The organism is Microbacterium salitolerans (genome assembly GCF_019720895.1).
In the GTDB taxonomy this organism is placed as follows: Bacteria; Actinomycetota; Actinomycetes; order Actinomycetales; family Microbacteriaceae; genus Microbacterium.
The window spans coordinates 195,065-220,389 of sequence record NZ_JAHKSH010000004.1 but is presented as its reverse complement, the minus strand read 5'-3'; the positions used below and the strand labels follow the sequence as shown (position 1 = coordinate 220,389).

Annotated in this window: 22 protein-coding genes; 18 read left to right on the top strand and 4 right to left on the bottom strand. The window is 70.8% G+C overall.

The features are described from left to right. Nucleotides 1-114: 114 nt before the first annotated feature. The 4 genes from KOL93_RS10605 to KOL93_RS10590 are packed head-to-tail and all read left to right on the top strand — an operon-like array spanning nucleotide 115 to nucleotide 4,859. The gene (locus KOL93_RS10605; RefSeq protein WP_221585324.1) at nucleotides 115-1,497 is read left to right on the top strand and encodes a GntP family permease; all 1,383 of its coding nucleotides are present in this window, start codon (nucleotides 115-117) and stop codon (nucleotides 1,495-1,497) included. Between the two features lie 10 nt (nucleotides 1,498-1,507). After that, nucleotides 1,508-2,278, top strand: coding sequence for an SDR family oxidoreductase (locus KOL93_RS10600; protein WP_221585323.1), 771 nt, complete (start codon nucleotides 1,508-1,510; stop codon nucleotides 2,276-2,278). Between the two features lie 17 nt (nucleotides 2,279-2,295). Further along, a complete protein-coding gene (locus tag KOL93_RS10595) occupies nucleotides 2,296-3,315 on the top strand; it encodes a zinc-binding dehydrogenase (RefSeq protein ID WP_221585322.1) in 1,020 nt (339 codons plus the stop codon). Further along, nucleotides 3,315-4,859, top strand: a complete 1,545-nt coding sequence (locus KOL93_RS10590) for a gluconokinase (RefSeq protein WP_221585321.1) — start codon at nucleotides 3,315-3,317, stop codon at nucleotides 4,857-4,859. The genes KOL93_RS10595 and KOL93_RS10590 overlap by 1 nt, the downstream gene beginning before the upstream one ends. Here KOL93_RS10590 and KOL93_RS10585 read toward each other — a convergent pair. Next, nucleotides 4,816-5,823 carry a LysR family transcriptional regulator gene (locus tag KOL93_RS10585; RefSeq protein ID WP_221585320.1) on the bottom strand — a complete coding sequence of 336 codons (1,008 nt, stop codon included), beginning with the start codon at nucleotides 5,821-5,823 and terminating at the stop codon, nucleotides 4,816-4,818. The two genes, KOL93_RS10590 and KOL93_RS10585, sit on opposite strands and share 44 nt — an antisense overlap. Nucleotides 5,824-5,924: 101 nt before the next feature. Between KOL93_RS10585 and KOL93_RS10580 the strand changes: the two genes are divergently transcribed. From KOL93_RS10580 to rsmA, 6 genes are all read left to right on the top strand, one after another. Further along, entirely contained in the window at nucleotides 5,925-6,956 is a 1,032-nt protein-coding gene (locus KOL93_RS10580) for an MBL fold metallo-hydrolase (protein WP_221585319.1), read from the top strand. Between the two features lie 74 nt (nucleotides 6,957-7,030). After that, the gene (locus tag KOL93_RS10575; protein WP_221585318.1) at nucleotides 7,031-8,410 is read left to right on the top strand and encodes an MFS transporter; all 1,380 of its coding nucleotides are present in this window, start codon (nucleotides 7,031-7,033) and stop codon (nucleotides 8,408-8,410) included. Between the two features lie 42 nt (nucleotides 8,411-8,452). Then, entirely contained in the window at nucleotides 8,453-10,351 is a 1,899-nt protein-coding gene (locus KOL93_RS10570) for a penicillin-binding transpeptidase domain-containing protein (RefSeq protein WP_221585317.1), read from the top strand. Between the two features lie 92 nt (nucleotides 10,352-10,443). Then, nucleotides 10,444-12,018: a methionine--tRNA ligase gene (metG, locus tag KOL93_RS10565; RefSeq protein ID WP_221585316.1), complete on the top strand. Its 1,575-nt coding sequence runs from the start codon at nucleotides 10,444-10,446 to the stop codon at nucleotides 12,016-12,018. A gap of 8 nt (nucleotides 12,019-12,026) precedes the next feature. Continuing rightward, nucleotides 12,027-12,899 carry a TatD family hydrolase gene (locus KOL93_RS10560; RefSeq protein WP_221585315.1) on the top strand — a complete coding sequence of 291 codons (873 nt, stop codon included), beginning with the start codon at nucleotides 12,027-12,029 and terminating at the stop codon, nucleotides 12,897-12,899. A 40-nt stretch (nucleotides 12,900-12,939) separates the two neighbouring features. Further along, nucleotides 12,940-13,791 carry a 16S rRNA (adenine(1518)-N(6)/adenine(1519)-N(6))-dimethyltransferase RsmA gene (gene rsmA, locus KOL93_RS10555; protein ID WP_221585314.1) on the top strand — a complete coding sequence of 284 codons (852 nt, stop codon included), beginning with the start codon at nucleotides 12,940-12,942 and terminating at the stop codon, nucleotides 13,789-13,791. Here the strand turns inward: rsmA and KOL93_RS10550 are convergent. Then, a complete protein-coding gene (locus KOL93_RS10550) occupies nucleotides 13,788-15,383 on the bottom strand; it encodes a Na+/H+ antiporter NhaC family protein (RefSeq protein WP_221585313.1) in 1,596 nt (531 codons plus the stop codon). The two genes, rsmA and KOL93_RS10550, sit on opposite strands and share 4 nt — an antisense overlap. 122 nt (nucleotides 15,384-15,505) lie before the next feature. Here KOL93_RS10550 and KOL93_RS10545 point away from each other — a divergent pair, with 122 nt between their 5' ends. The 4 genes from KOL93_RS10545 to KOL93_RS10530 all read left to right on the top strand — a co-directional run bounded on the left by KOL93_RS10545 (nucleotide 15,506) and on the right by KOL93_RS10530 (nucleotide 19,976). Next, a complete protein-coding gene (locus tag KOL93_RS10545) occupies nucleotides 15,506-16,573 on the top strand; it encodes an aldo/keto reductase (protein ID WP_221585312.1) in 1,068 nt (355 codons plus the stop codon). 10 nt (nucleotides 16,574-16,583) lie between these two features. After that, nucleotides 16,584-17,513: a 4-(cytidine 5'-diphospho)-2-C-methyl-D-erythritol kinase gene (locus KOL93_RS10540; protein WP_221585311.1), complete on the top strand. Its 930-nt coding sequence runs from the start codon at nucleotides 16,584-16,586 to the stop codon at nucleotides 17,511-17,513. Nucleotides 17,514-17,515: 2 nt separating this feature from the next. Next, on the top strand, nucleotides 17,516-18,274 hold the full coding sequence (locus tag KOL93_RS10535) for a LamB/YcsF family protein (protein WP_221585310.1): 759 nt from the start codon (nucleotides 17,516-17,518) through the stop codon (nucleotides 18,272-18,274). Between the two features lie 106 nt (nucleotides 18,275-18,380). Beyond that, a complete protein-coding gene (locus tag KOL93_RS10530) occupies nucleotides 18,381-19,976 on the top strand; it encodes a 5-oxoprolinase subunit B/C family protein (protein ID WP_221585309.1) in 1,596 nt (531 codons plus the stop codon). On the opposite strand, the gene KOL93_RS10525 is transcribed toward KOL93_RS10530, so the two are convergent. Continuing rightward, nucleotides 19,960-20,541: a TetR/AcrR family transcriptional regulator gene (locus KOL93_RS10525; RefSeq protein WP_221585308.1), complete on the bottom strand. Its 582-nt coding sequence runs from the start codon at nucleotides 20,539-20,541 to the stop codon at nucleotides 19,960-19,962. The genes KOL93_RS10530 and KOL93_RS10525 overlap by 17 nt on opposite strands. Before the next feature lie 89 nt (nucleotides 20,542-20,630). Between KOL93_RS10525 and KOL93_RS10520 the strand changes: the two genes are divergently transcribed. The 4 genes from KOL93_RS10520 to KOL93_RS10505 all read left to right on the top strand — a co-directional run bounded on the left by KOL93_RS10520 (nucleotide 20,631) and on the right by KOL93_RS10505 (nucleotide 23,546). Beyond that, complete coding sequence (locus KOL93_RS10520) at nucleotides 20,631-20,864, top strand: hypothetical protein (RefSeq protein ID WP_221585307.1); 234 nt, start codon at nucleotides 20,631-20,633, stop codon at nucleotides 20,862-20,864. Further along, nucleotides 20,861-21,763, top strand: a complete 903-nt coding sequence (locus KOL93_RS10515; RefSeq protein WP_221585306.1) for an NAD-dependent epimerase/dehydratase family protein — start codon at nucleotides 20,861-20,863, stop codon at nucleotides 21,761-21,763. The genes KOL93_RS10520 and KOL93_RS10515 overlap by 4 nt, the downstream gene beginning before the upstream one ends. Nucleotides 21,764-21,888: 125 nt before the next feature. Beyond that, the gene (locus tag KOL93_RS10510) at nucleotides 21,889-22,239 is read left to right on the top strand and encodes a YciI family protein (protein WP_221585305.1); all 351 of its coding nucleotides are present in this window, start codon (nucleotides 21,889-21,891) and stop codon (nucleotides 22,237-22,239) included. Nucleotides 22,240-22,241: 2 nt separating this feature from the next. Next, nucleotides 22,242-23,546, top strand: coding sequence for an RNA polymerase sigma factor (locus KOL93_RS10505; RefSeq protein ID WP_308291616.1), 1,305 nt, complete (start codon nucleotides 22,242-22,244; stop codon nucleotides 23,544-23,546). On the opposite strand, the gene KOL93_RS10500 is transcribed toward KOL93_RS10505, so the two are convergent. Continuing rightward, entirely contained in the window at nucleotides 23,539-25,323 is a 1,785-nt protein-coding gene (locus KOL93_RS10500; protein WP_221585304.1) for an ABC-F family ATP-binding cassette domain-containing protein, read from the bottom strand. The two genes, KOL93_RS10505 and KOL93_RS10500, sit on opposite strands and share 8 nt — an antisense overlap. Nucleotides 25,324-25,325: the final 2 nt, after the last annotated feature.

Genomic DNA, 25,325 nt, shown 5'->3' with positions numbered 1-25,325 from the left:
CGGGTTCCCTCCTCGGAATCGATTGGTGTTACCTTACAGCGTCAATAAGTAGTATCTTTGGCAGGCGGTTCCACGGTGGTCCGCTCACGAACATCGAATTCAACGGAGAATCCCATGACAGAAGAGTGGACCCAGACACTCGGCGCCGGGCCGCTGCTCGGCATCGCCGCCGGTGCGATCGTCCTGATCCTGTTCCTCGTGATCAAGGTGAGACTGCACGCGTTCCTCACCCTGATCCTCGTCTCGCTGCTCACGGCGATCGCCGCGGGGATCCCCGTCGGCATCATCGTCGACACCCTCACGACCGACTTCGGGAAGACTCTGGGATCCGTCGCCCTCCTGATCGGGCTGGGCGCCGTCCTCGGGCGTCTCATCGAGTCATCGGGCGGGGCGAAGGCCGTGGCCGACCTCATGGTGCGCGTCTTCGGCGAGAAGCGCGCGGCCTTCGCGCTCGGTGTGACGTCGCTGCTGCTCGGCTTCCCGATCTTCTTCGACGCCGGCCTCATCGTCATGCTGCCGATCATCTTCGCGGTCGCCCGTCGCATCGGCGGGAAGAACCTGCTCCTGTTCGGCCTCAGCGGCGCCGCGGCGTTCTCGGTCATGCACGTGTTCCTGCCGCCGCACCCCGGTCCCGTCTCGGCGACGGAGCTCTACGGGGCGAATCTCGGCATCGTCCTGCTGCTCGGCATCATCATCGCCTTCCCGACCTGGTACCTCTCGGGCTACCTGTGGGCCACGTTCGTCAACAAGCGCGTCCCCCTGATGGTTCCCTCGCTGTTCGGTGCGCTCGACGAAGACCAGCCTCAGAATCCGCCGAAGGCCGGGACCGTCATCACGATCCTGCTGGTGCCGATCGTTCTGATCTTCCTCAACACAGGGCTGAACGCGCTCGGGTCGGTCGGCGCGGTCGACCCCGACGCCTTCTGGGTGCAGGCGCTCTCGCTCATCGGCGAGTCGCCCGTCGCGCTGCTCATCACCGTGCTCCTCGCACTCGTCGTGCTCGGCACGGCCCGCGGTGAGAAGGGCTCGGCGCTCGAGAAGCTCGTCGACGGCACCTTCGGCCCCGTCGCGTCGGTCATCCTCATCACCGGAGCGGGCGGCATGTTCGGCGGCGTGCTGCGGGCGTCGGGAATCGGCGACGCCCTCGCCGACACGCTCGCCGACATCGGTCTGCCCGTCATCGTGGCCGCGTATCTCATCGCCGTGATCCTGCGCCTCGCGCAGGGATCCGCGACGGTCGCGCTCGTGACGTCCGCCGGCCTCATGGCGCCCGCTGTCCTGGCGGGCGGGTTCAGTGCGGTCGACGTCGCGGCGATCACGCTCGCGACGGCTGCCGGATCCGTCTTCGCCGGCCACGTCAACGACTCGGGCTTCTGGCTCGTCGGGCGTCTGATGGACATGGACGTCAAGACGACGCTGAAGACGTGGACCGTGCAGCAGGCGATCGAGTCCGTCGTCGGATTCGCGCTCGTGCTCGCCATCTACGCGATCTTCTAGGAGGACGCTCATGACCACCGATCTGTTCGACATCACGGGGCGGCTCGCGCTCGTGACGGGATCCTCACGTGGCATCGGTCGCACGCTCGCCCTCGGCCTCGCCGAGGCGGGCGCGCGCGTCGTGCTGCACGGCCGCGATGTCGCGGCGCTCTCCGAGGCGGCGGATGCCGTCGAGGCTGTCGCGGGCGAGCGTCCGGCGACGGTGCGGTTCGACGTGACCGACGCGGTCGCCGTCGAGGAGCAGGTATCCGGCCTCATCGAGGCGTACGGCGTGCCGGATGTCCTCGTCAACAACGCGGGACTGCAGCGGCGTGCGACGTTCGCCGAGTTCGACGTCGCCGACTGGGACGCCGTGATCGCGAGCAACCTGTCGAGCGCGTTCTACGTGTCGCGCTTCGTGACGCCGGGTATGGTCGCGCGCGGCTCCGGAAAGGTCATCAACGTCGCGTCGGTGCAGTCGAAGCTCGCGCGCCAGACCATCGCGCCGTACTCGGCGTCGAAGGGCGGGGTCGTGATGCTGACCCAGGGCATGGCCGCCGACCTCGCGCGCCATGGCGTGCAGGTCAACGCGCTGTCGCCCGGGTACTTCGCCACCGACATGAACCGCGCCCTCGTCGAGGACGAGAAGTTCAACGACTGGCTCGTGAACCGCACGCCCGCCCATCGCTGGGGCGATGTGCGCGAGCTGCGCGGCGCCCTGATGTTCCTCGCGTCCGACGCGTCGAGCTTCGTGTCGGGACAGAACATCGTCGTCGACGGCGGCATGACGGCCGTCGTCTGAATGTGAAGAGGAACAGCATGCGCGCCGTGTGGATCGATGGACGAGACCGGATCGAGGTGCGGGAGACCGCCGTTCCCGAGCCGGCCGACGGAGAGGTGCGGGTGCGGGTGGAGCGCGTCGGGATCTGCGGATCCGACCTGCACTACTTCTTCGAGGGCGCGAACGGCGAGTACGTCGTGCGCGAGCCGCTCATTCCCGGTCACGAGCTCTCCGGCGTGGTCGACGCGGACCCGAGTGGGGCGCTGGCGCCAGGGACGCCCGTGACGGTGCATCCCGCGCGCGTCGGAGAGGTCGTGCGCGGGACCGAGGGCGAGCCGCACCTCTGGCCGGGAGGCTCGTACCTCGGCAGCGCGTCGACGTGGCCGCACACGCAGGGTGCCATGAGCGAGCAGCTCCTCGTGCGCGCCGACATGATCCGCGTCCTGCCGGACGAGCTTCCCGTCTCGCGGGCCGTTCTCGCGGAGCCGCTCGGCGTCGCGCTGCATGCCGCGGCCCGTGCGGGCGACCTCGCCGGCGCCCGCGTCCTCGTATCCGGCGGCGGACCCATCGGTCTGCTCGCGCTCGTCGCGGCGCGGGCGCGCGGGGCGGAGCATGTCACCGTCAGCGATGTCCTCGCCGAGCCGCTGGAGCGCGCGGTCGCCCTGGGCGCCGATGCGGTCGTGCGCGTGGGGGAGGAGGACCTCCCGCCCGAGGCGTTCGACGTCGTCCTCGAATGCTCAGGCGCGACCGTCGCGATCAGCGCCGCGGGGGCGGCCGCGCGTCGCCGCGGCACTGTCGTGCAGGTCGGCATGGTGCCGAACGAACCTCGCCCCGTGAACCTCGCCCCGTTCATCTCGAAGGAGATCGCGCTCATCGGCGCCTTCCGCTTCCGCGACGAGATCGACGAGGCGGTCGCGCTGCTCGCCGAGCGTCCGGACATCGAGGACGTCATCACCCACGTCCTGCCGATCGACGATGTGCGCGTGGCTTTCGACCTCGCGCGCGACGCACGCCGCTCCGGCAAGGTGGTCGTGTCGCTCGGTGGGGGGACCCGGTGATGCGCAGCAGGGTCCAGACGGCGGCAGGGTGCGACATCGTCATCGGGATCGACATGGGGACGACGGCGACCAAGGTCGTCGCCTATCTCGTGACGGGTGAGGCGGTGGCCCAGGCGTCGCACGGCTATCCCCTCGACGAGCCGGTGCCGGGACGTGCGGAGCAGGATCCCCACGCGATCCTCGACGCCGTCTTCCGCGGTGTGCGGGAGGTCGTCGAGGCGGTCGGCTCCTCGCGCGTCGCCGGCCTGTCGTTCTCGAGCGCCATGCACAGCCTGCTCGCGCTCGACGCGGCGGGTGATCCGCTGACGCCCGTCGTCACCTGGGCGGACACGCGTGCCGCCGAGGACGCGTCGCGACTGCGCGACTCGGGGTCGGGCCTCGCGCTGCACCGCCGCACGGGCACGCCCGTGCACCCGATGTCACCGCTCGTGAAGCTCATCTGGTTCCGGCAGCAGGAGCCGGAGCTGTTCGCCTCCGCCGTGACCTGGGCGGGGATCAAGGACTGGGTGCTGCTGCGCCTCGCCGGCGAACTCGTCGTCGACCACTCGCTCGCGTCGGCGTCGGGCCTCATGGACATCCACCGCGTCGCGTGGGATGAGGAGGCGCTGAGCCGTGCGGGGATCCGCGCCGAGCAGCTCCCGCGTCTCGTGCCGACCACGGAGGTGCTGCCGGGGCTCACGTCCGAGGCGGCGGAGGCGACGGGGCTTCCCTCGTCGACGCCCGTCGTCGCGGGTGCGGGCGACGGCCCCCTCGCGAACCTCGGGGTCGGAGCGGTGCGGCCCGGCGTCGCGGCCTGCTCCGTGGGCACGAGCGGCGCGCTGCGCGTGGCCGTCGATCGCCCGGCCGTCGATCCGAACGGGGGCGTGTTCTGCTACGCGCTCACCGAGGATCGCTGGGTCACCGGCGGCGCGATCAACAACGGCGGCGTCGTGCTCGACTGGGTGCGCAGCGAGATCGCCGGGGGAGATGCCGGGCTCTCGACGGCGCAGCTGCTCGACGAGGCGATGACGGTTCCCGCGGGATCCGGCGGTCTGCTGATGCTCCCGTACCTGCTGGGCGAGCGAGCTCCGCGCTGGGGCGGTGTCGCGCGCGGGGCGTACGTCGGGCTCACGCGCTCCCATCGCCGCGCCCACCTCGTGCGCGCGGCCGTCGAAGGCGTCGCGCTGCAGCTCACGCTCGTGCTGCAGTCGATGCGTCAGGCCGACCTGCCGATCCACGAGATCCGCGCGACGGGCGGCGTCATGAAGCACGCGATCTGGCGACAGACGCTCGCGAGTGCGTTCGGCGAGTCGATCGGATTCCCCGCCAGTCCCGAGGGGTCGGGCTTCGGAGCGGCTCTGCTCGGCATGCAGGCACTCGGCATGATCGACTCGATCGACGTCGCCGCCGACCTGGTCCCGGTCGCCGAGGTGACCGCCCCCGCAGCGGACGACGTCGACGTGTACGGCGAGCTGCTCCCGGTGTTCGAACGCCTCTACGGAGCGCTCCTCCCTGCCAACGTCACGCTTCAGGAGATCTCCTCGCGCCTCCCGCTCGCGCACTGACGGGGGCCGGTCGCGGTTCTCCGCTGTCGACGCGTGTGCTCTGCGGCGTCGGCCGCCGCAGATCGGTGTCGGCGGCCGCCCAGTGCTCGCGGATCGCCGTGATCGCCTCGGCGACGAGCGCCGTCGGTCTCACACCTCGGGGGAGGGCGGCCTCAACGGGGTTCTCGAGCCCCGGGTCCGGCAGCTCGCGGAACAGCAGGGGTCGACCCTCGGGGCTGTGCGAACGCGTCTGCATCAGGATCGAGTACGCCGAGCCGCGGCCTGCGACGTTGTGGATGGCCTCGACGCTCGTGCTCCGCCACGGCACGCGCGGTTCGACGCCGGCGGCGGCGAATGCCGCGAGCGTGCGCTGTAGCGCGGGCTCCTCGTCCAAGAGGATCGCCGGGTGCTCGGCGAGGTGCGCCAAACGGAGATCAGCGCACTCGGCGAGGGGATGATCGGGGCTCATCACGGCCATGCGCACGCCGTCGCGGAGCATCGTCGCGTCGCATCCGGCGATGCGCTGCGCGCGATAGATGATGGCGACCTGGGCTCTGCCCGCCATCACCTCATCCTGCACGTGGGACCCCGACCCCTCGATGAAGCGCAGTGAGACATTCGGATGTCGCATGCCGAACCATTCGATGAGAGCGGGCACTGTATGCGCCGCGAGCGTGCGGTACACACCGACGGACAGCGTGCCGCTGAGCTGTCCTCGGCTCTCCGAGACGATCGATGACACCCGATCGACGCCGTCGAGGATGCTCCGGCCATGGGACGCGACGGCGGCGCCCTCGACTGTCAGGGCGATCCCGTGGCCGGGGTGACGGATGACGAGTCGCGTCCCCACGGTGCGCTCGAGCTGGGCGAGTGCGGTGCTCACCGCCGCCTGCGTCACCCGACAGGCCGCGGCCGCCGCGGTCACGGAACCCGCATCGGCGATGGCGACGAAGTACTCGAGCTGTCGGAGCGTGATGTCGGTCATTAGCTCACTTAATAGCACATCTAATAACAATCAATTGGACAGATGAGCAGTGAAGGACGAACGTGGTCGCCGGACGAGGGAAGGACCACGACGACGTGATCATGACATCTGAACCCCACATCGTGACGCTGGGCACCGCAGGTGGGCCGCGCTGGTGGAGAGACCACAGCGGAGCCCCGCGCTTCGGCATCGCGACCGCCGTCGTGGTGGGCGACCGCTGGTATCTCGTCGACTGCGGGAACGGCGCGGGGCATCAGGCGACTGCCGCCGGCCTGTCGATGCTCGATCTCGGGGGCGTCTTCCTCACGCACATGCACTCGGATCACCTGGTCGACCTCCCGAGCATCCTGCTGTTCGGAGCATTCGAGCTGAAGAACCGGATCGACGGAGCCATTCCGATCCTCGGGCCGGGCGATCGCGGTCGTCTGACCCCGCTGTCGTCCCAGGCGACGGCCGTGCCGCGGCCGGTCGCTCCCGAGCGACCGACGCCCGGCGTGGGAGGGCTCGTGAAGGGACTCCTCGCGGCCTATGCGACCGACGTCAACGACCGCATGTTCGACTCGCTGGCACGGAGTCCGCTCGACACCTTCGAGGTGACGGAGATCGGGCTCGACGGCGTGCGCGGCTTCGATCCGGACACGGCGGTCGCGCCCGCCATGGATCCCCTCGAGGTGTTCCGCGACGACGTCGTGACGGTGACGGCGACGCTCGTGTCCCACCACCCGATGGCGCCGGCATTCGCCTACCGCTTCGACACCGAGCACGGGTCGGTGACGATCTCGGGGGACACGGCGCCCTGCGACAACCTGGTGCGTCTCGCCCGTGACACGGATCTGCTGCTGCACGAGGCGATCGACCTCGACATCCTGGCCGCTCAATACAGCGACACCGAGATGCTCAACGCCACGATGGATCATCATCGGCGATCTCACACGACTCCGGCCGATGCCGGGCGCATCGCCGCTCGCGCGGGAGCGAGGCATCTCGCCCTCCATCACCTCGTCCCCTCCTACGCGCATCCCGAGGTCTGGCGCGATGCGCAGACCACGTACGACGGCCCGCTCACGATCCCCGACGATCTCGACGTCCTGAGCTTCGCGCGCCGCGCCGCGCCCGCCGCAGCCCTGCGCTGACGAGTCCCGGCTCGATGCCGAGCCAGCGCGCACATCCGGCCATCCGGCCGACCACCCGCAAAGAGGAGTCAACGATGACCAGCTCTCCGAATACGCAGGCGGTCGACACCGCCTACGCGGCGTCGCATCGCGATATGCGCCGCATTCTCGCCTCCAGCCTGATCGGCACAGCGCTCGAGTACTACGACTTCATCCTGTACGCCACGGCCGCCGGGATCGTCTTCAACCGCATCTTCTTCACGGATCTGGATCCGACTGCCGCACTCTTCCTCTCCTTCGCCACGCTCGCGGCGGGATACGTCGCCCGCCCGCTCGGAGGGATCATCTTCGGTCATCTCGGCGACCGGATCGGACGCAAGGCGGTGCTGATGTCCACGATCGTGGTGATGGGCGTCGCGTCGACCCTGATCGGACTGCTGCCGGCAACGGAGCAGATCGGGGTGTGGGCGCCGATTCTGCTCGTCACCCTGCGAGTCGTGCAGGGGATCGCCGTCGGCGGCGAGTGGGGCGGCGCGACGCTCGTCGGATTCGAGAACGCGAAGAAGCGCTCGCGGGGATTCGCCTCGGCGTTCTCCTACATGGGGGCGCCGACCGGCACGCTGGTCGGAACGCTGATCCTCGCGGGGATGGCGACGCTCCCCGACGAGCAGTTTCTGTCGTGGGGCTGGCGTGTGCCGTTCATCCTGTCGGCGCTGTTCATGATGATCGCGGTCTTCATTCGGCGCAGAGTGTCGGAATCGAAGGTGTTTCGCGAGGCCGTGGAGAGCGCGCCCCCGCAGCGGAAGACGCCGCTCGTCGAACTCGTGCGTCATCACTGGCGTCCCCTGGTCCGCGCCTTCACCGTCGGGCTCTCCGGTCAGGCTGCGCAGGGTCTGATGGGGGCCTGGGCCGTGGCGTACGTCGTGCAGCAGGCGGCACACGAACAGAGTCTCGTCCTGGTGCTGAAGGCATCGGCGGCGGTCACGACGATCGTGTTCATCGTCATCGCGTCGCGAATGTCAGATCGTTTCGGCCGTCGCCGCATCCTGATGGCCGGAAACGTCCTCGGCATCACGCTCGCGTTCCCCATCATGCTCATGCTGCAGACCGACAGCGTCGTTCTGTTCTTCTTCGCGGTCTTCCTCGGCCTGTCGGTCGTACAGGGCTTCTCCGCCGGTCCGTATGGCGCGTACGCCGGAGAGCAGTTCCCGACGTCTGTGCGCAATTCGGGTGTATCGGTCGCCTACCAGTTCGCATCGACGGCAGGCGCGGGATTCACCCCCATGATCGCGACGGCGCTCGCCGCAGCATCCGGGGGCGGCCTCTGGCCCGTCGCCGTCCTGTGGATCGGATTCGCGGTGGTGAGCCTCGTCGGTCTGACCACAGGGAGGGACCGCTCGGGCCTCGACCTGACGGAGCTGGATGGCGGCATCCGTCCCGAGCGCTCCGCGGAGTCGTTCGCCGCACAGAGATAGCCGGGTCGCGGACCGTCGTCCCCGACCGGCAGACTGGGGCGCGTGACCCACGCCTCCTCGCGCCCCTCGCGCCCCTCCCGCCTCGTCGCCTGCGCACTTCTCGTCCCTCTCCTCGGCCTCACCGCCTGCACCGGCGACGACGGGCTCGATCAGGCTGTCGCCGACCTGACGGCGGCGCTCGAGGAGCACACGCTCGACGGCATCGCGATCTCGGGAGCGGATGCGGAGGAGTTCGCCGATCTGGTCGAACCGCTGGAGGCGCAGACCGTGACGGTCGAGGCGGGCGAGATCGAGCGCGAGGACGGCTCCGCGACGGTGCCGCTGGCATGGACGTGGCAGGTCGACGAGCGCGAGTGGACCTACGACACCACCGCGATGCTCACGCAGGACGAGGAGGCATGGACGCTCGAGTGGGATCCCGCGCTCGTCGCGGACGGGCTCGAGGAGGGCGAGCGCATCGAGGTGACTCGCGAGCACCCCGACCGCGCCGAGATCCACGGCGCCGACGGCGACGTGCTCGTGGCGGAGCGTCCCGTCCAGCGGTATGGACTCGACAAGAGCTGGATCGACGAGAGCCAGGTCGCGGACAGCGCACGGCAGATCGCCGACGCCGTGCAGGTCGACGCCGACGCCTTCGTCGAGCGGGCCGAGGCGATGGGGCCCGCGGCCTTCGTCGAGGCGATCGTGCTGCGTCCGGACGACGCCGAGGCGCGCGTCGCCGACGGCTATGCCGACATCGCCGGCGCGAACGTCGTCGACGACACGATGCAGCTCGCCCCGACGAGAGAGTTCGCCCGCGAGATCCTCGGCACAGTGGGTGAGGCGACCGCCGAGATCATCGAGGAGTCGGACGGGACGATCCGGGCAGGCGACGAGGTCGGTCTGTTCGGACTGCAGTCCACATACGACGCCGCGCTGCGGGGCACGCCCGCCACCGCGATCGAGGCCGTCGCGTGCGCGCCGGGGGTCGAGTGCGAGGATCCGGAGCGCCGCGAGCTCACGAGCTGGGAGGCGGAGGAGGCGGATCCCCTCGAGCTCACGCTCGACCCGGAGCTGCAGAACAGCGCTGAGCAGATCCTCGCGGACGAGACCGCGTCGGCGAGCGCGATCGTCGTGATCCAGCCGTCGACGGGGGCCGTGCGTGCGGCCGCCAACGGCCCGGGCAACGAGGGATTCAACGCCGCGACGGCGGGGCAGTACGCGCCGGGTTCGACCTTCAAGGTCGTCACCGCGCTGGCGCTGCTCCGGGCCGGCGCGTCGCCGGACGACGCGGTGACGTGCGCGGAGCAGGTCACGGTCGACGGCTACTCGTTCCAGAACTATCCGGACTATCCGGCGGACGCGGTCGGCGACATCACCCTGCGCGACGCGATTGCGAACTCGTGCAACACGGCGCTCATCGCGGAACGCGAGCGCATCGACGGCGAGGCGCTCGCCGACGCGGCCGCCTCGCTGGGGCTCACGGCGGATGCCGACCTCGGCTTCCCCGCGTTCCTCGGCCAGGTGCCGGAGCCCGAGGGCGAGACGGAGTTCGCCGCCGATCTCATCGGCCAGGGCCGCGTGCTCGCGAGTCCGCTGGCGATGGCGACCGTCGCCGCGTCTGTGACGGCCGGCGACGCCGTCGTGCCCCACCTCGTCGCGGGCGTGGAGGCCGACGTCGAGCCCGAGACGCCCCTCAGCACCGAGGAGGCCGAGACGCTCCGCGGCCTCATGCGCGCGGTGGTGACCGACGGATCCGCGGCGTTCCTCGCGGACGTCGAGCCCGCGGTCGGCGCCAAGACGGGAACGGCGGAGTACGGCGAGCCCGACGAGAACGGCGATCTCTCGACGCACGCGTGGATGATCGCGACGCAGGGCGACCTCGCCTACGCCGTGTTCGTCGAGGACGGCGAATCGGGTGCGGGGGCGGCGGGGTCGCTCCTCGAGGTGATCCTCGGCTGACGCGGCATGCGTCGTGTGACGATCCGCTCCGGTGCCGCGGCGCGGAGGCGGCCCGGTGAAATCAGCCAGGTGCGCCCGCATAGACTTGTCCGGTGACTTCCGGCGGCTCTTTCTACATCACGACACCCATCTACTACCCCAGCGATGTTCCCCACATCGGGCACGGGTATACGACGGTGGCGGTCGACGCGCTCGCGCGCTGGCACCGCCAGGCCGGTGACGACACCTGGATGCTCACGGGCACCGACGAGCACGGCCAGAAGATGATGCGCGCCGCGGCCGCGAACGGCGTGAGCCCGCAGGACTGGGTCGACAAGCTCGTGAACGAAGCGTGGTTCCCGCTGCTCGACACCCTCGACGTCGCGAACGACGACTTCATCCGCACGACGCAGGAGCGTCATGAGGAGTCGGTCAAGGCGTTCATCCAGGCCATCTACGACCGCGGACACATCTACGCGGGCGAGTACGAGGCGCTCTACTGCGTCGGCTGCGAGGAGTTCAAGCCCAAGAGCGAGATCGTCGACGGCACGGGCGCCTTCGAAGGACTGCAGGTCTGCGCGATCCACTCGAAGCCGCTCGAGCTGCTCCACGAGAAGAACTACTTCTTCAAGCTCAGCGAGTTCAGCGACCGGCTGCTCGAGCTCTACCGCGACCGCCCCGACTTCGTGCAGCCCGAGTCCGCGCGCAACGAGGTCATCGCGTTCGTGCAGCAGGGGCTCGAGGATCTCTCGATCTCGCGATCCGCGTTCGACTGGGGAATCCCGGTGCCGTGGGACGAGTCGCACGTCATCTACGTGTGGGTCGACGCGCTGCTCAACTACGCGACGGCGATCGGCTACGGCACCGACGACGACAACTTCGCGCGCCGCTGGCCCGCCTACCACGTCGTCGGCAAGGACATCCTCCGCTTCCACGCCGTCATCTGGCCCGCCATGCTCATGGCCGCGGGGCTCGAGGTGCCGCGCGGTGTGTTCGCCCACGGCTGGCTCCTCGTCGGCGGCGAGAAGATGTCGAAGTCGAAGGCGACCGGCATCGCGCCGTCGACGCTCGTCGACACGTTCGGCAGCGACGCATACCGCTATTACTTCCTCTCCGCGATCGCGTTCGGGCAGGACGGATCCTTCTCCTGGGAGGACATGTCGGCCCGCTACCAGGCCGAGCTCGCGAACGGCTTCGGCAACCTCGCGTCGCGGTCGGTCGCGATGACGGCGAAGTACTTCGACGGATCCGTTCCGGAGCCCGGCGAGTACTCCGACGGCGATCGCGTCGTGCAGAAGCTCGTGGCGGACGCGGCGCGCGGCGCCGACGCCGCGATCGAGCGCTTCCGCATCGATCAGGCGATCGACGAGATCTGGACGATCGTCGACGCCCTGAACGGCTACATCACCGACAACGAGCCGTGGGTGCTCGCGAAGAGCGATGAGATGCGCGGCCGCCTCGCGACGGTGCTGTACACGTGCCTCGACGGCCTCCGCGCCCTCGCGGTTCTGCTCTCGCCGGTCATGCCCGAGTCGACCCAGAAGCTCTGGGCCGCCCTCGGCGCCGACGGCGCGATCGGTGCGCTGTCCGAGCAGAACGTGCGGGACGCGGGCGTGTGGGGGCAGCTGCCCGCTGGCACGACGGTCGCGAAGCTCGCCCCGCTGTTCCCGCGCATCGAAGAGGACTGACGCGCCCGATGGCGGAGACGTACGTGCAGGAGCGCTCGAAGAAGGGGCGCAAGAGCCTCGTGCACCCCGAGGCTCCCGAGCCGCTGGCCGTGCCTGTGTACGACAACCACTGCCACCTCGAGATCGATGACGGCGACGACCCGCTCACGCTCGACGAGCAGCTCGAGAGGGCGTCAGCCGTCGGCGTGTCGGGCGTCGTGCAGGCGTCGGGCGACATCGCGTCGTCGCGCTGGGCCGTCGCAGCGGCGGAGCGGCACGCACGTGTGCTCGCTGCGGTGGCGATCCATCCGAACGACGCGCCCGTCTATGACGACGAGGGGCAGCTCGACGCCGCGATCGCCGTCATCGACGAGCTCGCGGCGCATCCGCGTGTGCGGGCGATCGGCGAGACGGGGCTCGATCACTTCCGCACCGGCGAGGCCGGGCGACCCGCGCAGATGCGCTCGTTCGAGGCGCACATCGCCCTGGCGAAGAGGCACGGCATCGCGATGCAGATCCACGACCGCGACGCACACCGCGACGTCCTCGACACGCTCACTCGCGTCGGCGCCCCCGAGAAGACGGTCTTCCACTGCTTCTCGGGAGACGAGGCGATGGCGCGCGAGGCGGCGGACGCGGGGTACTGGCTCTCGTTCGCCGGCAACGTCACCTTCAAGAACGCGCAGAACCTGCGCGACGCGCTGGCGGTCACGCCCCGCGAGCGGATCCTCGTCGAGACGGACGCGCCGTTCCTCACGCCCGTGCCATACCGCGGACGCCCCAACGCGCCCTACCTCGTTCCGCTCACGATGCGATTCATCGCGGCCGAGCTCGGGGCCGACATCGACGAGCTCTGCGCCCAGGTCGCCGCCAACACGCTCGAGGTGTACGGGGAGTTCTGAACGCGGGGGATCTCCCGGCAGCAGGTGAGAAGATGGCGGGATGACTGCCGTTCGCCTGCTCGGGGCCGCCGATATCCGTCGACTCGCCGCCGAGCTCGATGTCACGCCGACGAAGAAGCTCGGCCAGAACTTCGTCGTGGATGCGAACACCGTGCGCAAGATCGTGCAGGCGGCGAAGGTGCAGGACGGTGAGCGCGTCGTCGAGATCGGGCCGGGGCTCGGATCCCTCACCCTCGCGATCCTCGAGCGAGGCGCGCGCGTCACGGCGGTCGAGATCGACTCCCGCCTCGCGTCGCGCCTGGCGCAGACGGCGGCCGAACAGGGTGTCGCCGACGGGCAGCTCACGGTCGTCGAGCACGACGCGATGACGGTCGCCGAGCTCCCCGGCGATCCTGCGGTCCTGGTCGCGAACCTGCCGTACAACGTGTCGGTTCCCGTGCTGCTGCACTTCATGCAGACGTTCCCGACGCTGTCGCGCGGTGTGGTCATGGTGCAGGCCGAGGTCGGCGAGCGCCTCGCCGCCGCTCCGGGGTCCAAGATCTACGGATCCCCGAGCGCGAAGGCCGCCTGGTACGGGTCCTGGCGCCTCGCCGGCACCGTCTCGCGCCGCGTCTTCTGGCCGGTCCCGAACGTCGACAGCGTGCTCGTCGGGTTCGAGCGGGCGGATGAGCCCCTGGGAACGGTCGAGGAGCGCACGGCGACGTTCCGGCTCATCGACCTCGCCTTCCAGCAGCGCCGAAAGATGCTGCGTCAGGCGCTGTCGCGCGACCTGGGCGGATCCGCCGCGTCGGCGAGCGAGATCCTCGCGGCGGCGGACGTGGACCCGACCTCGCGCGGGGAGCAGCTCACGGTGCACGACTTCCTGCGCATCGCGCGCGTTCTCGCTCGCTAGGATCCGGTCGACTCGGCCTCCGCGAGCGGGCGCACGAGCGCGCGCATGATCGCCACGAAGGCCAGGAGCGCGAACGCGACGACGACGAGTCCGATCAGAGTGCTCCCGGTCAGCGCGAGCGCGACGTAGCCCAGCAGAGCGCACAGGGCGGCGCTCGCGACGTAGGGCAGCTGCGTGATGACGTGCGTGACGACGTTGCAGCTGGACCCGGTCGCCGAGAGGATCGTCGTGTCCGAGATGGGCGAGGCGTGGTCGCCCGCGACGGCCCCGGCGAGGACCGCGCCGAGCACGGGCAGCAGCAGGGTCGGTTCGTCCATGCCGTTGATGATGCCGCCCGCGAGGGGGAGCAGCAGGCCGAAGGATCCCCACGAGGTGCCGGTCGCGAACGCCATCGCTGCGGCGATCAGGAAGATCACGGGCACGAGCCAGCCCGCAGGGATGCTCGCGCTCTCGACGAGCTCGCCGAGATAGTCGCCCGTTCCGAGCTCGGTGATCAGCGATCCGAGCATCCAGGCCGGCAGCAGGATCGCGATCGCGGGCATCATCGACTTGACGCCCTCGATCCAGCCGCGACCGAAGGTCGCGGCGGAGAACTCCCGATTGGAGCGCGTGTAGCGCAGGTAGTAATAGAGCGCCGACGCGAGACCGAGCACGCCGCCGACCATGAGGGCGGCGCTCGCGTCGGTCGCGGCCAGGATGTCGATGATGTTCCAGGTGCCGGCGGCGCTGTAGCCCGTCCAGATGATCCCGGCGAGGACGCCGACCACGAGCAGCGCGAACGGGACGATGAGGGCGCGCATCGCGCCCGGCTCGTGCACCGGCAGGTCGTCGGAGAGCTGACCCGGCACATCGTCGTCGGGGTCGAAGGCGTGTCCGTCGACGATCGCGCGGCGCTCCTCGGCCCGCATCGGGCCGATGTCGACGCGGAAGACGATGACGAGCCACACGATGAGCGCGGCGGCGATCGCGTAGTAGTTCGCGGCCGCGGCGCCGAGGAACGCCTCGACGCTGCTCACCGAGAGGGTCGAGGCGGCGACGATCGGCGCGATGATCCCCAGGATGTAGGCGCCCCAGCTCGACACCGGTGAGAGCACCGAGATCGGTGCCGACGTGGAGTCGATGATGTAGGCGAGCTTCGCTCGCGAGACGCGGTGCTGATCGGTCACGGGCCGGGAGATCTGGCCGACCGCGAGGGCATTGAAGTAGTCGTCGATGAAGATGATGACGCCGAGCACGGCCGGGAGGATCAGCGATCCGCGCCTCCGTCGGATCCTGCGCACCGCCCACGCCGCGAACGCCGTCGTGCCGCCCGACATCATGATGAACGCCGCGACGATGCCGAGCATCACGACGAAGACGAGGATGTATACCGACCAGGTGTTCACCGCGCCGTCCTCCCAGAAGATCGCCGCGAAGGCCTGCCACACGGCCACCGCCGCATCGAGCGGATTCAGATCGTGGATGAGGAGCGCGGCGGCGATCACGCCGGCGCCCAGGCTGATGAGCACCTTCTTCGTGACGATGACGAGGACGATGGCCAACATCGGCGGCACGAGCGTGAGCACGGGATAGGACGTCGTGAGATCGGACATGATTCCTCCTGAGGCGTCCTGAACCTCTCCATCCAATTCGGTCGCGTCCTCGTTGTCCACACGACACGGCCGCGTTCGCTCGGAACACGCGCGCGGCCGCGTTGCGCCGGTAGCCTGATCCGGTGACCGATTCCCCGCGCTTCCATGCCCGTCCCGTCGCCGATCTGCACCGGCCGTACGTCGCGGCGGAGGACCGGTACGAGAAGCTGGCGTACCGCCAGGTCGGCTCGTCCGGGCTGTTCCTCCCGCCCCTGTCGCTCGGCCTGTGGTGGAACTTCGGCGACAACATGCCCCTCGACGGCCAGCGCGCCCTCCTGCGACATGCGTTCGACAGCGGCATCACCCACTTCGATCTCGCGAACAACTACGGACCGCCGTACGGATCCGCGGAGAAGAACTTCGGACGCATCTTCCGCGAGGACCTCGCGCCGTACCGCGACGAGCTCATCCTCTCGTCGAAGGCGGGCTACGACATGTGGCGCGGTCCGTACGGCGACTGGGCCTCGCGCAAGTATCTGCTGGCGAGCGCCGAGCGGTCTCTGGCCAGCATGGACGTCGACTACCTCGACGTCTTCTACTCGCACCGCCAGGACCCGGTGACGCCGCTCGAGGAGACCATCGGCGCGCTCGACACGCTCGTGCGGCAGGGCAAGGCCCTGTACGTCGGCATCTCGTCGTACTCGGCCGAGCGCACGGTCGAGGCGAAGGCGATCGCCCGTGAGCTGGGGACGCCGCTCATCATCCATCAGCCGTCGTACTCGATCCTCGACCGTTGGATCGAGGACGGGCTCACCGGCGCGCTGCGCCAGGAGCAGATGGGGGCGATCGCGTTCGTCCCGCTCGCCCAGGGCCTCCTGACGAGCAAGTATCTCGGCGACGGCACCGCTCAGCGCGCGCAGGACCGCGGATCTCTCGGCGGCAGGCGACTCACGGACGGCGCGCTTGCCCAGCTGCGCGCGCTCGACGCCGTCGCGCGTGAGCGCGGCCAATCGCTCGCGCAGATGGCGATCCAGTGGGTGCTGCGCGACGGGGTCGTCGCGTCGGCGCTCATCGGCGCCTCGCGCACCGAGCAGATCGATGAGAACGTCGCGGCGCTCGACGGGCCCGCCTTCACCGCCGAGGAGCTGGAGCTCATCGACCAGGCGGCTGACGCCATCGGCGAGGTCTGGGCACCGTCGTCGACGGTCTGAGGAGGGACGCATGACACTGGTCGAGGAGTTCACGGGCGTACGGGTGCGCGCGCCCGGCAAGATCAACGTGTTCCTCGAGGTCGGTGCGCTGCAGGCCGACGGGTATCACGAGCTCGCGACCGCGTTTCAGGCGGTCTCGCTGTTCGAGGACGTCGTCGTGACCGCATCCGACGACTTCACGCTCGCGGTCACCGGAACGGTCGACACGTCGGGGGTCCCGGAGGACGACCGGAATCTCGCGCTGCGCGCCGCGAAGCTGCTCGCGGCCGAGACTGGCTACGACGGGGGCGTGCACATCGACATCCGCAAGGAGGTGCCCGTCGCGGGCGGCATGGGCGGCGGATCCGCCGACGCCGCGGCCGTGCTCGTCGCGTGCGACGCACTCTGGGGGACGGGACTGTCGTCGCGCCAGCTCCACGCGCTCGCCGCGCGGCTGGGCGCCGACGTGCCGTTCGCGCTCAAGGGCGGCACGGCCATCGGCACGGGGCGGGGCGACGATCTCAAGCCCGCGCTCGCGCGCGGCCGCTTCGAGTGGGTCATCGTGCCGAACCCCGAGGGGCTGTCGACCCCATCGGTGTACGGCGAGCTCGATCGGCACCGCGAGCAGCACCCGGTCGACATCCCCGCCGCGCCGGAGACGCCGGACGTCGACGCCGACGTGCTGCACGCCCTGCGCGCCGGCGACGCGCGCATGCTCGCCGCCGCCCTGCGCAACGACCTGCAGGCGGCGGCTCTGCGTCTCCGTCCCGACCTCGCGGAGGTGCTCGAGTTCGGGGAGGCGAACGGCGCGCTCGCGGGCCTCGTCTCCGGATCCGGCCCGTCGCTCGCCTTCCTCGCGGAGTCGGCGGAGGATGCCCGCGGCCTGCAGCAGACGCTCGAGCGCGCGGGGCACGAGGCCATCCACGTCCATGGGCCGGTGCACGGCGCCCGCATCGTCTGACCATGGCGCACATCGATCTCAACAGCGACGTCGGCGAGTCGTTCGGCGCGTGGACGCTGGGTGACGATGCGGCGATGTTCCGACACGTCACGAGCGCGAACATCGCATGCGGGTTCCACGCGGGCGATCCGTCGGGCATCGCGGCGACGGCTCGCGACGCCGCCGCTGCGGGCGCGGCGATCGGCGCGCACGTCGCCTACCGAGACCTCGCGGGGTTCGGGCGCCGCTTCCTCGACTGCTCCGAGGCCGAGCTCGCCGACGACGTCCTCTATCAGCTCGGCGCTCTGCAGGCGATGGTCCGCCGCGCGGGCGGCGAGATCCGATACGTCAAGCCGCACGGCGCGCTCTACAACGCGATCGTGACGCACGAAGCCCACGCGCGCGCCGTCGTCGATGCCGTGCAGGCGTTCGACCCGTCGCTCCCGCTCCTGCTGCTGCCGGGATCCGTCGCCCTCGACATCGCTGAGCGGCGGGGCACGCGCGGCGTGCGCGAGGCGTTCGCCGATCGGGCGTACACGGCGGACGGCCGGCTGGTGTCACGTCGAGAGGAGGGTGCCGTCATCCACGATGTGGATCTCGTCGTCCGCCGCATGGTGCGCTTCGCGACGGACGGCGTCCTCGAATCGCGCGACGGCACCGTGATCCCCGTCGCCGCCGAGAGCATCTGCCTGCACGGCGACACCCCGGGCGCCGTCGCGATGGCCGCCGCGGTGCGCGCGGGACTCGAGGACGCCGGCGTCGAGATCGCGAGCTTTGCATGAGGCTGCGCTCTGAGACGCTGACGATGGGCCGGGGTGCTGGGCATCTCGGCCGATCCGGGGCCTTTTCGATGCATGCTCAGCTGGTCGGAGCCGCGGGAGCGGCACGATGATCGGCGTGCGCCGGGCGGGGGAGCGCGGCGTCCTCGTCGAGCTGGCGTCCCTCGACGAGGTGATGGCGTTCCATGCGCGCGTGGCGGCGGATCCGCTCCCCGGCCAGGTCGAGCAGGTCGCGGCGGCGCGCACGGTGCTGCTGATGTTCCGTTCGGCGCGCCAGGCGGCGGCCGCCGCCGACGCCGTGCGCGCCGTCGACGCCTCTCCCGTCGCGGAGTCCGAGGCGCGCGCGATCGATATCGACGTCGTCTACGACGGCGATGATCTGGACGCCGTCGCGGAGCTCACGGGCCTCTCGCGCGAGTCGGTCATCGCCGCGCACACATCGCACGCGTGGACGGCCGCGTTCGGCGGCTTCGCGCCCGGCTTCGCCTACCTCGCCGGCGAGGACGAGCGCCTGCGGGTGCCGCGCCGCGAGACGCCGCGCACGGCCGTGCCCGCGGGATCCGTCGCCCTGGCGGGCGAGTTCTCGGCCGTCTACCCGCGCAGCTCGCCGGGCGGCTGGCAGCTCATCGGCCGCACGGACGCGCGGATGTGGGATCTCGGCCGCGAGCATCCGGCGCTCGTCGCTCCGGGAGATGCCGTGCAGTTCCGCGCCGTGCGCGAGCTCGTCCAGGGATCCGCTGCGCCGAGCCACGGGGGATCCGCCGAGAATCGCCTGAAAGAGCCGGAATCGTCCGCGTCTCGGCGCATCGTCAGCACCTCGGAGCGCGCGCTCGAGGTCGTCGCGCCCGGCCTCCAGTCCCTCATCCAGGATCTCGGCCGCCCCGGGCATGCCGACCTCGGCGTCCCCGTGTCGGGAGCGGCCGATCGCGTCGGCGCGGCCGAGGCGAACCGGCTCGTCGGCAACCCCGCGGGATCCGCGGTCGTCGAGAGCCTGTTCGGCGGGCTCACTGTGCGGGCCGCCGGCGACCATGTCGTCGCGTTCGCGGGGGCGGAGGCGCCCGCGACGATCGACGACGACGAACTCGTTCGGTCGGGGGCGCCGTTCCTCCTGCGCGACGGCGAGACGCTCGCGATCGGCATGCCCGAGGCCGGCCTGCGCACCTATCTCGCGGTGCGCGGCGGCATCGACGCGGAGCCCGTCCTCGGCAGCCGCAGCACCGACACCCTCAGCGGCCTCGGCCCGGACCCGCTGGCACCGGGGGCGCGTGTCGCGACGGGCGACTCCTCCGGGATCGGCACCGCCGTCGGCGAGCCGGTCACCCGCGCCCGTGACGCGGAACCCGTCACCCTGCGCATCGTGCCCGGTCCCCGGAACGACTGGTTCGACGCGGGCGAGCTCGCGCACCTCCAGAAGGCGGCGTGGACGGTGTCGAACGAGTCGAACCGCGTCGGTGTCCGGCTCGCGCCATCGGAGGGCTCCCGCCCGCTCCGCCGGAGCGACGACCGCGAGCTGCCGAGCGAGGGCGTCGTGGCCGGGTCCCTCCAGGTGCCGCCGTCAGGGGAGCCCGTGCTGTTCCTGGCCGACCACCCGGTCACGGGCGGTTACCCGGTGATCGCGGTCGTGTCGGTCGCCGACCTGTCGCGCGCCGCGCAGCTGCGGCCAGGCGAGCGCGTGCGCTTCCGCGCGGTCAGCGAGCGCTCGTGAGCTGAGCGGCCGCGGCGCCCGCGTGCCGCACGATCGCGTCGCGGCGCTCCCCGTCCCCGCTGCCCGCGGTGAGGGCGATGTCCGCGACGCGTGCGAGCGTCGTCCAGCTCGCGGCGAGCGAGATGATCGAGAGCACGAGCTGTTCGACGTCGAGGAGGGCGGATCCGGGGAGCGCGCCCTGAAGCTGTGCTGCGTGCGAGGCGCACAGCGGGCGGCGGCGGTCGACGGCGACCGTCTCGTCGAACTCGAGGCTCTCCCATGCGAGGAGCCGCGGCAGCGTGGGGCGCTCCTCGAATCGGTCGAACATCCAGCCGGCGAACTCCGCGACGGCCTCCACGCCGGTCCCGTGCACGTCGGCGCCATCGAGGAGCCCGCTCAGCTCGCGGGCGAGCACGGCGGAGAACAATCCGCGCTTGTCGCCGAAGTAGCGGTAGACCCGCTCCTTGTTGACGCCGGAATCGCGGCCGATCGCGTCCATCGATGTGCCGGCGTACCCGTGCGCTGCGAACTGGCGGACGCCGGCATCGAGGAGGCGTCGGCGCGTGGCCTCGGTATCCCATGGCATGGAGGCGAGCCTACCGGGATCCAAACGAACGTTTGTGCTTCTCGGTCTCTCGCGATAGCTTCTTATCCAACTGATCGTTTGGAGTATTCATGCCGCCCCTCCCGCTGCCTCTGCGCATCATCGTCACCTGGTGCGCGCTGTTCCCGCTCGTCGCGATCATGCAGTTCGCGCTGTCCTTCGTCACCGGCGGCTGGCCGACGCTGCTGACGACGGCGCTGACGCTCGCGATCGTCGTGCCGATCGCGGTCACGTGGGCGGTCCCGCTGGTGTCGCGGCTCGCCGCGCGCCTGATCGCCCGTCGCCGTCGGAGGGCCTCGGCGTGAGGGCGCTCGTCCTCGGTGCGCGGGGCGCGGTCGGCCGCGTCGTCGCGGACGAGCTCGCTCGACGCGGACACGAGGTGACCTCGGCGGGACGCCGCGCCGACGACGAGGCGCGCATCGACCTCGGAGATCCCGCCGGCCTCGACGCGCTGCGTACGGCGATGCGCTCCCACGACGTGCTCGTCAACGCCTCGGGCGTCGAAGACGTCGCACTGGCGTCCGCAGGGCCCCTCGTCGAGATATCCGCGACGAGCAGCTATCTCGACGCCCTCGCGCGTGGAAGGGAGCGGGCGGTCGTCCGCGGGGCGGGGCTCGCACCGGGGCTCAGCACGCTCCTCGTCGCGAAGGTGGCCGCGCCGGGGGACGATGTCGACCTCGGCATCATGCTCGGATCGGGCGAGCGCCATGGAGGGGCCGCCGTCGCCTGGACGGCCGGGCTGATCGGAGCCGATGTGCATGCGCCACCGGAGAGCGTCCGCGTGCCGAACCTGCGCGAGAGCCGCGTTCTCCAGGGGCCGCACGCGCGTCGACGCCACCTCCGCGCCGACTTCCCCGACCACGTGCTGCTCGGGCCGGCGACCGGCGCGCGTGTGAGGAACTATCTCGCCCTCACGAGTCGGGTCGCGACGGCCGTGCTCGGCGTGACGGGTCGGATCCCCGCACTGCGCGGTCTCGTCGTCCGCACCCCACACCTCGGATCCGACGACTGGGAACTCGTCGCGCGCAATCGCCGCACGAGCCAGACGGCGACCGCCTCCGGGCGCGGACAATCGCAGGCGACCGGCGCCCTCGCCGCCCTCGCGGCAGAGCGCGCCGTCGCGGCGGGCGTGCGCGAACCCGTGATCTTCTCCGACATCGTCTCGGAGAGCGCGGCCCGCGAGCGGATCGCGGACGGCGGCTGATCCGCGCGATCATCAGAAGAATTCCGCGGAGGTGTCGATATTCGCCCCGCCTGTCCGTCACCATGATGTCGGGCCGCTCGGCTCGGCACACGGAGCCCGTATCGCGGGCCAGCTGAGGAGGAATCATGAAGTACGCGCTTCTGCTGATGGGCGACAAGGCCGACCCCTTCTGCGGTGAGGACGGCGGAGCCGACCCCGAGGAGTTCTTCGCGTTCGACAAGGAGATCACCGAGGCGGGTGTCGTCGTGACGTCGTTCGCGCTCGAGGACCCCGATGAGGTCGTCGTGGTGCGCAGCGGCGACGAGGCGGGAACCCGCGTCGTCTCGTCCGGCCCCTTCGCCGAGGTTCACGAGTTCGTCGGCGGCACCTACATCATCGACGTCGACGGCATCGACGATGCGATCGCGTGGGCGAAGAAGAGCCCCGGATCCGCGCCCGGCGGCTATGTCGAGGTCCGCCCCGTCGCGCCCTACTGATCGTGACGACGCGCACGCCGCGCGGGCCGGCTCCCTCCGGGGACGCGGCCCGCGCGGCTCTGGCGTCGCTCGACCGGCCGACGCGTACGAAGATCATCGCGACGCTCGCGCGCCGGTTCGGCGACCTCGATCTCGCGGAGGACGCCCTGCAGGACGCCTTCGCGCAGGCCCTGCGCACGTGGCCCGAGACGGGCCTCCCGCGCCAGCCGGCCGCGTGGCTCACGACGACGGCCGCCCACCGGGCGCTCGACGTCATCCGGCGCGATGCGGTGCTCGCGCAGAAGCTCGGCTCCCTCGTGGCTGAGGAAGCGCGCGCCCCGACTCCCGTCGTCGCCGCGGATCCTGCCGACGTGGTCGCGCACCCCGAGGACGATGGCGTTCCCGACGATCGCCTCGGGCTCTTCTTCGCCTGCGCGCATCCGGTCCTCGCGCCCGAGGACCGCATCGCTCTCACGCTGCGATTCGTCGGGGGACTGTCGACGGTCGACGTCGCGCAGGCTCTCCTCATACCGGTCTCGACGATGCAGCAGCGGATCGTCCGCGCGAAGAAGCGGATCCGCTCTCTCGGCGTGCGGTTCACGGTTCCGCGCCGGGAGGATCTGGCGGAGCGGCGCGCGGGCGTGCAGCGCGTGATCTCTCTCATGTACGCGGAGGGATTCGCCCGCTCCTCGGGCGACGTGCACATCCGTGACGACCTGACGACCGAAGCCCTCCGGCTCGCGCGCGTGCTGCACGAGCTGACGCCCGGCTCCGCCGAGTCGACCGGCCTGCTCGCGCTGCTCCTCCTCACCGAGGCACGCCGCCCCGCCCGTGCGGACGATGAGGGCCGCCCGGTGCCGCTCGCCGAGCAGGACAGGTCGCGGTGGCGCGCCGCCCTGATCGCGGAGGGCACGGCGCTCGCGGAGCAGGCGGCAGCCGCGCCCGGGGCGGGCTCGTACGCGATCCAGGCGGCGATCGCGGCCGTCCACGCCGAGGCGGGCGCCTTCGCGGACACCGACTGGCGACAGATCGCCGTGCTCTACCGCATGCTCGCGGCATACGAGCCCGGCCCCATGGTCCGACTCGGCGAGGCGGTCGCGCGCGGGCGCGCCGCAGGGCTCGCCGAGGGCATCCGCCTCCTCGACGCCCTCGCCGGCGACCCCGCCCTCGACCGGCTGCGCGCATTCCACGTCGCCCGGGCCGTGACGCTCGACGAGCTCGGAGAGCACCGCGCCGCGGCCGATGCCTATCGCCGTGCGCTGCGGCTGCCGGGAAACGACGCCGAGGGCGACTACCTGCAGGGGCTGCTCGCCGCCGCGGTCAGCTGATGAGCTCGCCGAGCTCGAGCCATCGCTCCTCGAGCTGATCCACTTCGTCCTGGAGCGTGCGCAGATCGCCGTTCAGCGCTCCGAGGCCCTCGAAGTCGTTCTGGTCGTGCGCGGCCATGTCGGCGTGCTTCTTCTCGATCCTCTTCTGCAGAGTCTGGAGCTTGCGGTCGATCGAGCTGAGCTCCTTCTCAGCCGCACGCCGCTCCGCGCCCGACATCGTCGGCTCCGCCGCCGTCGTCGCGCGAGCGTCGCCGGGGGAGGACCCCGTCGCCTCCTGCGCGCGACGCAGCTCGAGGTACTGCTCGACACCGCGGGGAAGATGCCGCAGCCGCTGATCCATGACCGCGTACTGCTGGTCGGTGACGCGCTCGATGAGGTAGCGGTCGTGGCTGACGACGAGGAGCGTGCCGGGCCACGAGTCGAGCAGATCCTCCATCGCCGCGAGCATGTCGGTGTCGAGATCGTTCGACGGCTCGTCGAGGATCAGCACGTTCGGCTCGTCGAGCAGCACGAGAAGCAGCTGGAGGCGCCGCTTCTGTCCGCCCGACAGGTCCTTCACGGGCGTCGACAGCTCGCTCGAGCGGAACCCGAGCCGCTCGAGCAGCTGCGAGGGCGAGAGCTCCTTGCCGCCCGCGACGTACGACGACTTCTGTCGGGCGAGGACCTCGCGCACCCGCAGGTGGGCGACGTCCTCGAGCTCGCGCAGGCGCTGATCCAGGTAGGCGATCTTCACGGTCTTGCCGCGCTTCACGCGCCCCGACGTTGGGGCGACCGTGCCGGAGATCAGCCCGAGGAGCGTGGACTTGCCCGCGCCGTTCGCCCCGAGAATCCCCGTGCGCTCACCGGGTGCGATGCGCCACTCGACGTCCTTCACGATGTCGCGCCCGTCGTACGCGACGCCGGCGTCGAGCAGATCGACGACGTCCTTGCCGAGCCGGGCGGTCGCCATCTGCGTCAGCTGCACCGTGTCGCGCACGGGCGGCTCGTTCTCGATGATCTGGTTCGCCGCCTCGATGCGGAACTTCGGCTTGGACGTGCGCGCGGGCGCGCCGCGCCGGAGCCACGCGAGCTCCTTGCGCATGAGGTTCTGACGCTTCTCCTCGGCGACGTCGCGCTGCCGCTGTCGCTCCACGCGCTGCAGGACATACGCCGCATAGCCGCCCTCGAACGGGTCCACGATCCCGTCGTGCACCTCCCACATGCGCGTGCAGACGGCGTCGAGGAACCACCGGTCGTGCGTCACGAGGAGGAGGGCGCCCTGGTTCTGCGCCCAGCGCCGGCCGAGGTGCTCGGCGAGCCAGGAGATGCCCTCGACGTCGAGGTGGTTGGTCGGCTCGTCGAGCGCGATGACGTCCCAGTCGCCGACGAGCAGTCGGGCGAGCGCGACACGACGCCGCTGCCCGCCCGACAGGCTGGCCACGTCGGCCTGCAGGTCGAGGTCGCCGGTGAGCCCGCGCAGCACGTCGCGGATCCGCGCATCGCCGAGCCACTCGTGCTCGTCGGCGTCGCCCACGATCGTGTGCTGCACCGTGCCGTCGGCCGGCAGGCCGTCGTCCTGCGACAGCATGCCGACGCGCAGATCTCCTCGTTTCGTCACGCGACCCGAGTCGGGCGCCTGGATGCCCATCAGAACGCGCATGAGCGTCGACTTGCCGTCGCCGTTGCGACCGACGATGCCGACGCGATCTCCGTCCGAGACGCCGACCGTGACGCCGTCGAGCACCACTTTCGCGGGGAACTCGACTCGCAGATCCTCGCCGCCGAGGAGATGTGCCATAG

Excerpts from the sequence above, each read along its gene's own strand:
- KOL93_RS10605 (WP_221585324.1), top strand. The coding sequence starts at position 115 with ATGACAGAAGAGTGGACCCAGACACTCGGCGCCGGGCCGCTGCTCGGC.
- KOL93_RS10600 (WP_221585323.1), top strand. The coding sequence starts at position 1,508 with ATGACCACCGATCTGTTCGACATCACGGGGCGGCTCGCGCTCGTGACG.
- KOL93_RS10595 (WP_221585322.1), top strand. The coding sequence starts at position 2,296 with ATGCGCGCCGTGTGGATCGATGGACGAGACCGGATCGAGGTGCGGGAG.
- KOL93_RS10590 (WP_221585321.1), top strand. The coding sequence starts at position 3,315 with ATGCGCAGCAGGGTCCAGACGGCGGCAGGGTGCGACATCGTCATCGGG.
- KOL93_RS10585 (WP_221585320.1), bottom strand. The coding sequence starts at position 5,823 with ATGACCGACATCACGCTCCGACAGCTCGAGTACTTCGTCGCCATCGCC.
- KOL93_RS10580 (WP_221585319.1), top strand. The coding sequence starts at position 5,925 with ATGACATCTGAACCCCACATCGTGACGCTGGGCACCGCAGGTGGGCCG.
- KOL93_RS10575 (WP_221585318.1), top strand. The coding sequence starts at position 7,031 with ATGACCAGCTCTCCGAATACGCAGGCGGTCGACACCGCCTACGCGGCG.
- KOL93_RS10560 (WP_221585315.1), top strand. The coding sequence starts at position 12,027 with ATGGCGGAGACGTACGTGCAGGAGCGCTCGAAGAAGGGGCGCAAGAGC.
- rsmA (WP_221585314.1), top strand. The coding sequence starts at position 12,940 with ATGACTGCCGTTCGCCTGCTCGGGGCCGCCGATATCCGTCGACTCGCC.
- KOL93_RS10550 (WP_221585313.1), bottom strand. The coding sequence starts at position 15,383 with ATGTCCGATCTCACGACGTCCTATCCCGTGCTCACGCTCGTGCCGCCG.
- KOL93_RS10540 (WP_221585311.1), top strand. The coding sequence starts at position 16,584 with ATGACACTGGTCGAGGAGTTCACGGGCGTACGGGTGCGCGCGCCCGGC.
- KOL93_RS10535 (WP_221585310.1), top strand. The coding sequence starts at position 17,516 with ATGGCGCACATCGATCTCAACAGCGACGTCGGCGAGTCGTTCGGCGCG.
- KOL93_RS10530 (WP_221585309.1), top strand. The coding sequence starts at position 18,381 with ATGATCGGCGTGCGCCGGGCGGGGGAGCGCGGCGTCCTCGTCGAGCTG.
- KOL93_RS10525 (WP_221585308.1), bottom strand. The coding sequence starts at position 20,541 with ATGCCATGGGATACCGAGGCCACGCGCCGACGCCTCCTCGATGCCGGC.
- KOL93_RS10520 (WP_221585307.1), top strand. The coding sequence starts at position 20,631 with ATGCCGCCCCTCCCGCTGCCTCTGCGCATCATCGTCACCTGGTGCGCG.
- KOL93_RS10510 (WP_221585305.1), top strand. The coding sequence starts at position 21,889 with ATGAAGTACGCGCTTCTGCTGATGGGCGACAAGGCCGACCCCTTCTGC.
- KOL93_RS10500 (WP_221585304.1), bottom strand. The coding sequence starts at position 25,323 with ATGGCACATCTCCTCGGCGGCGAGGATCTGCGAGTCGAGTTCCCCGCG.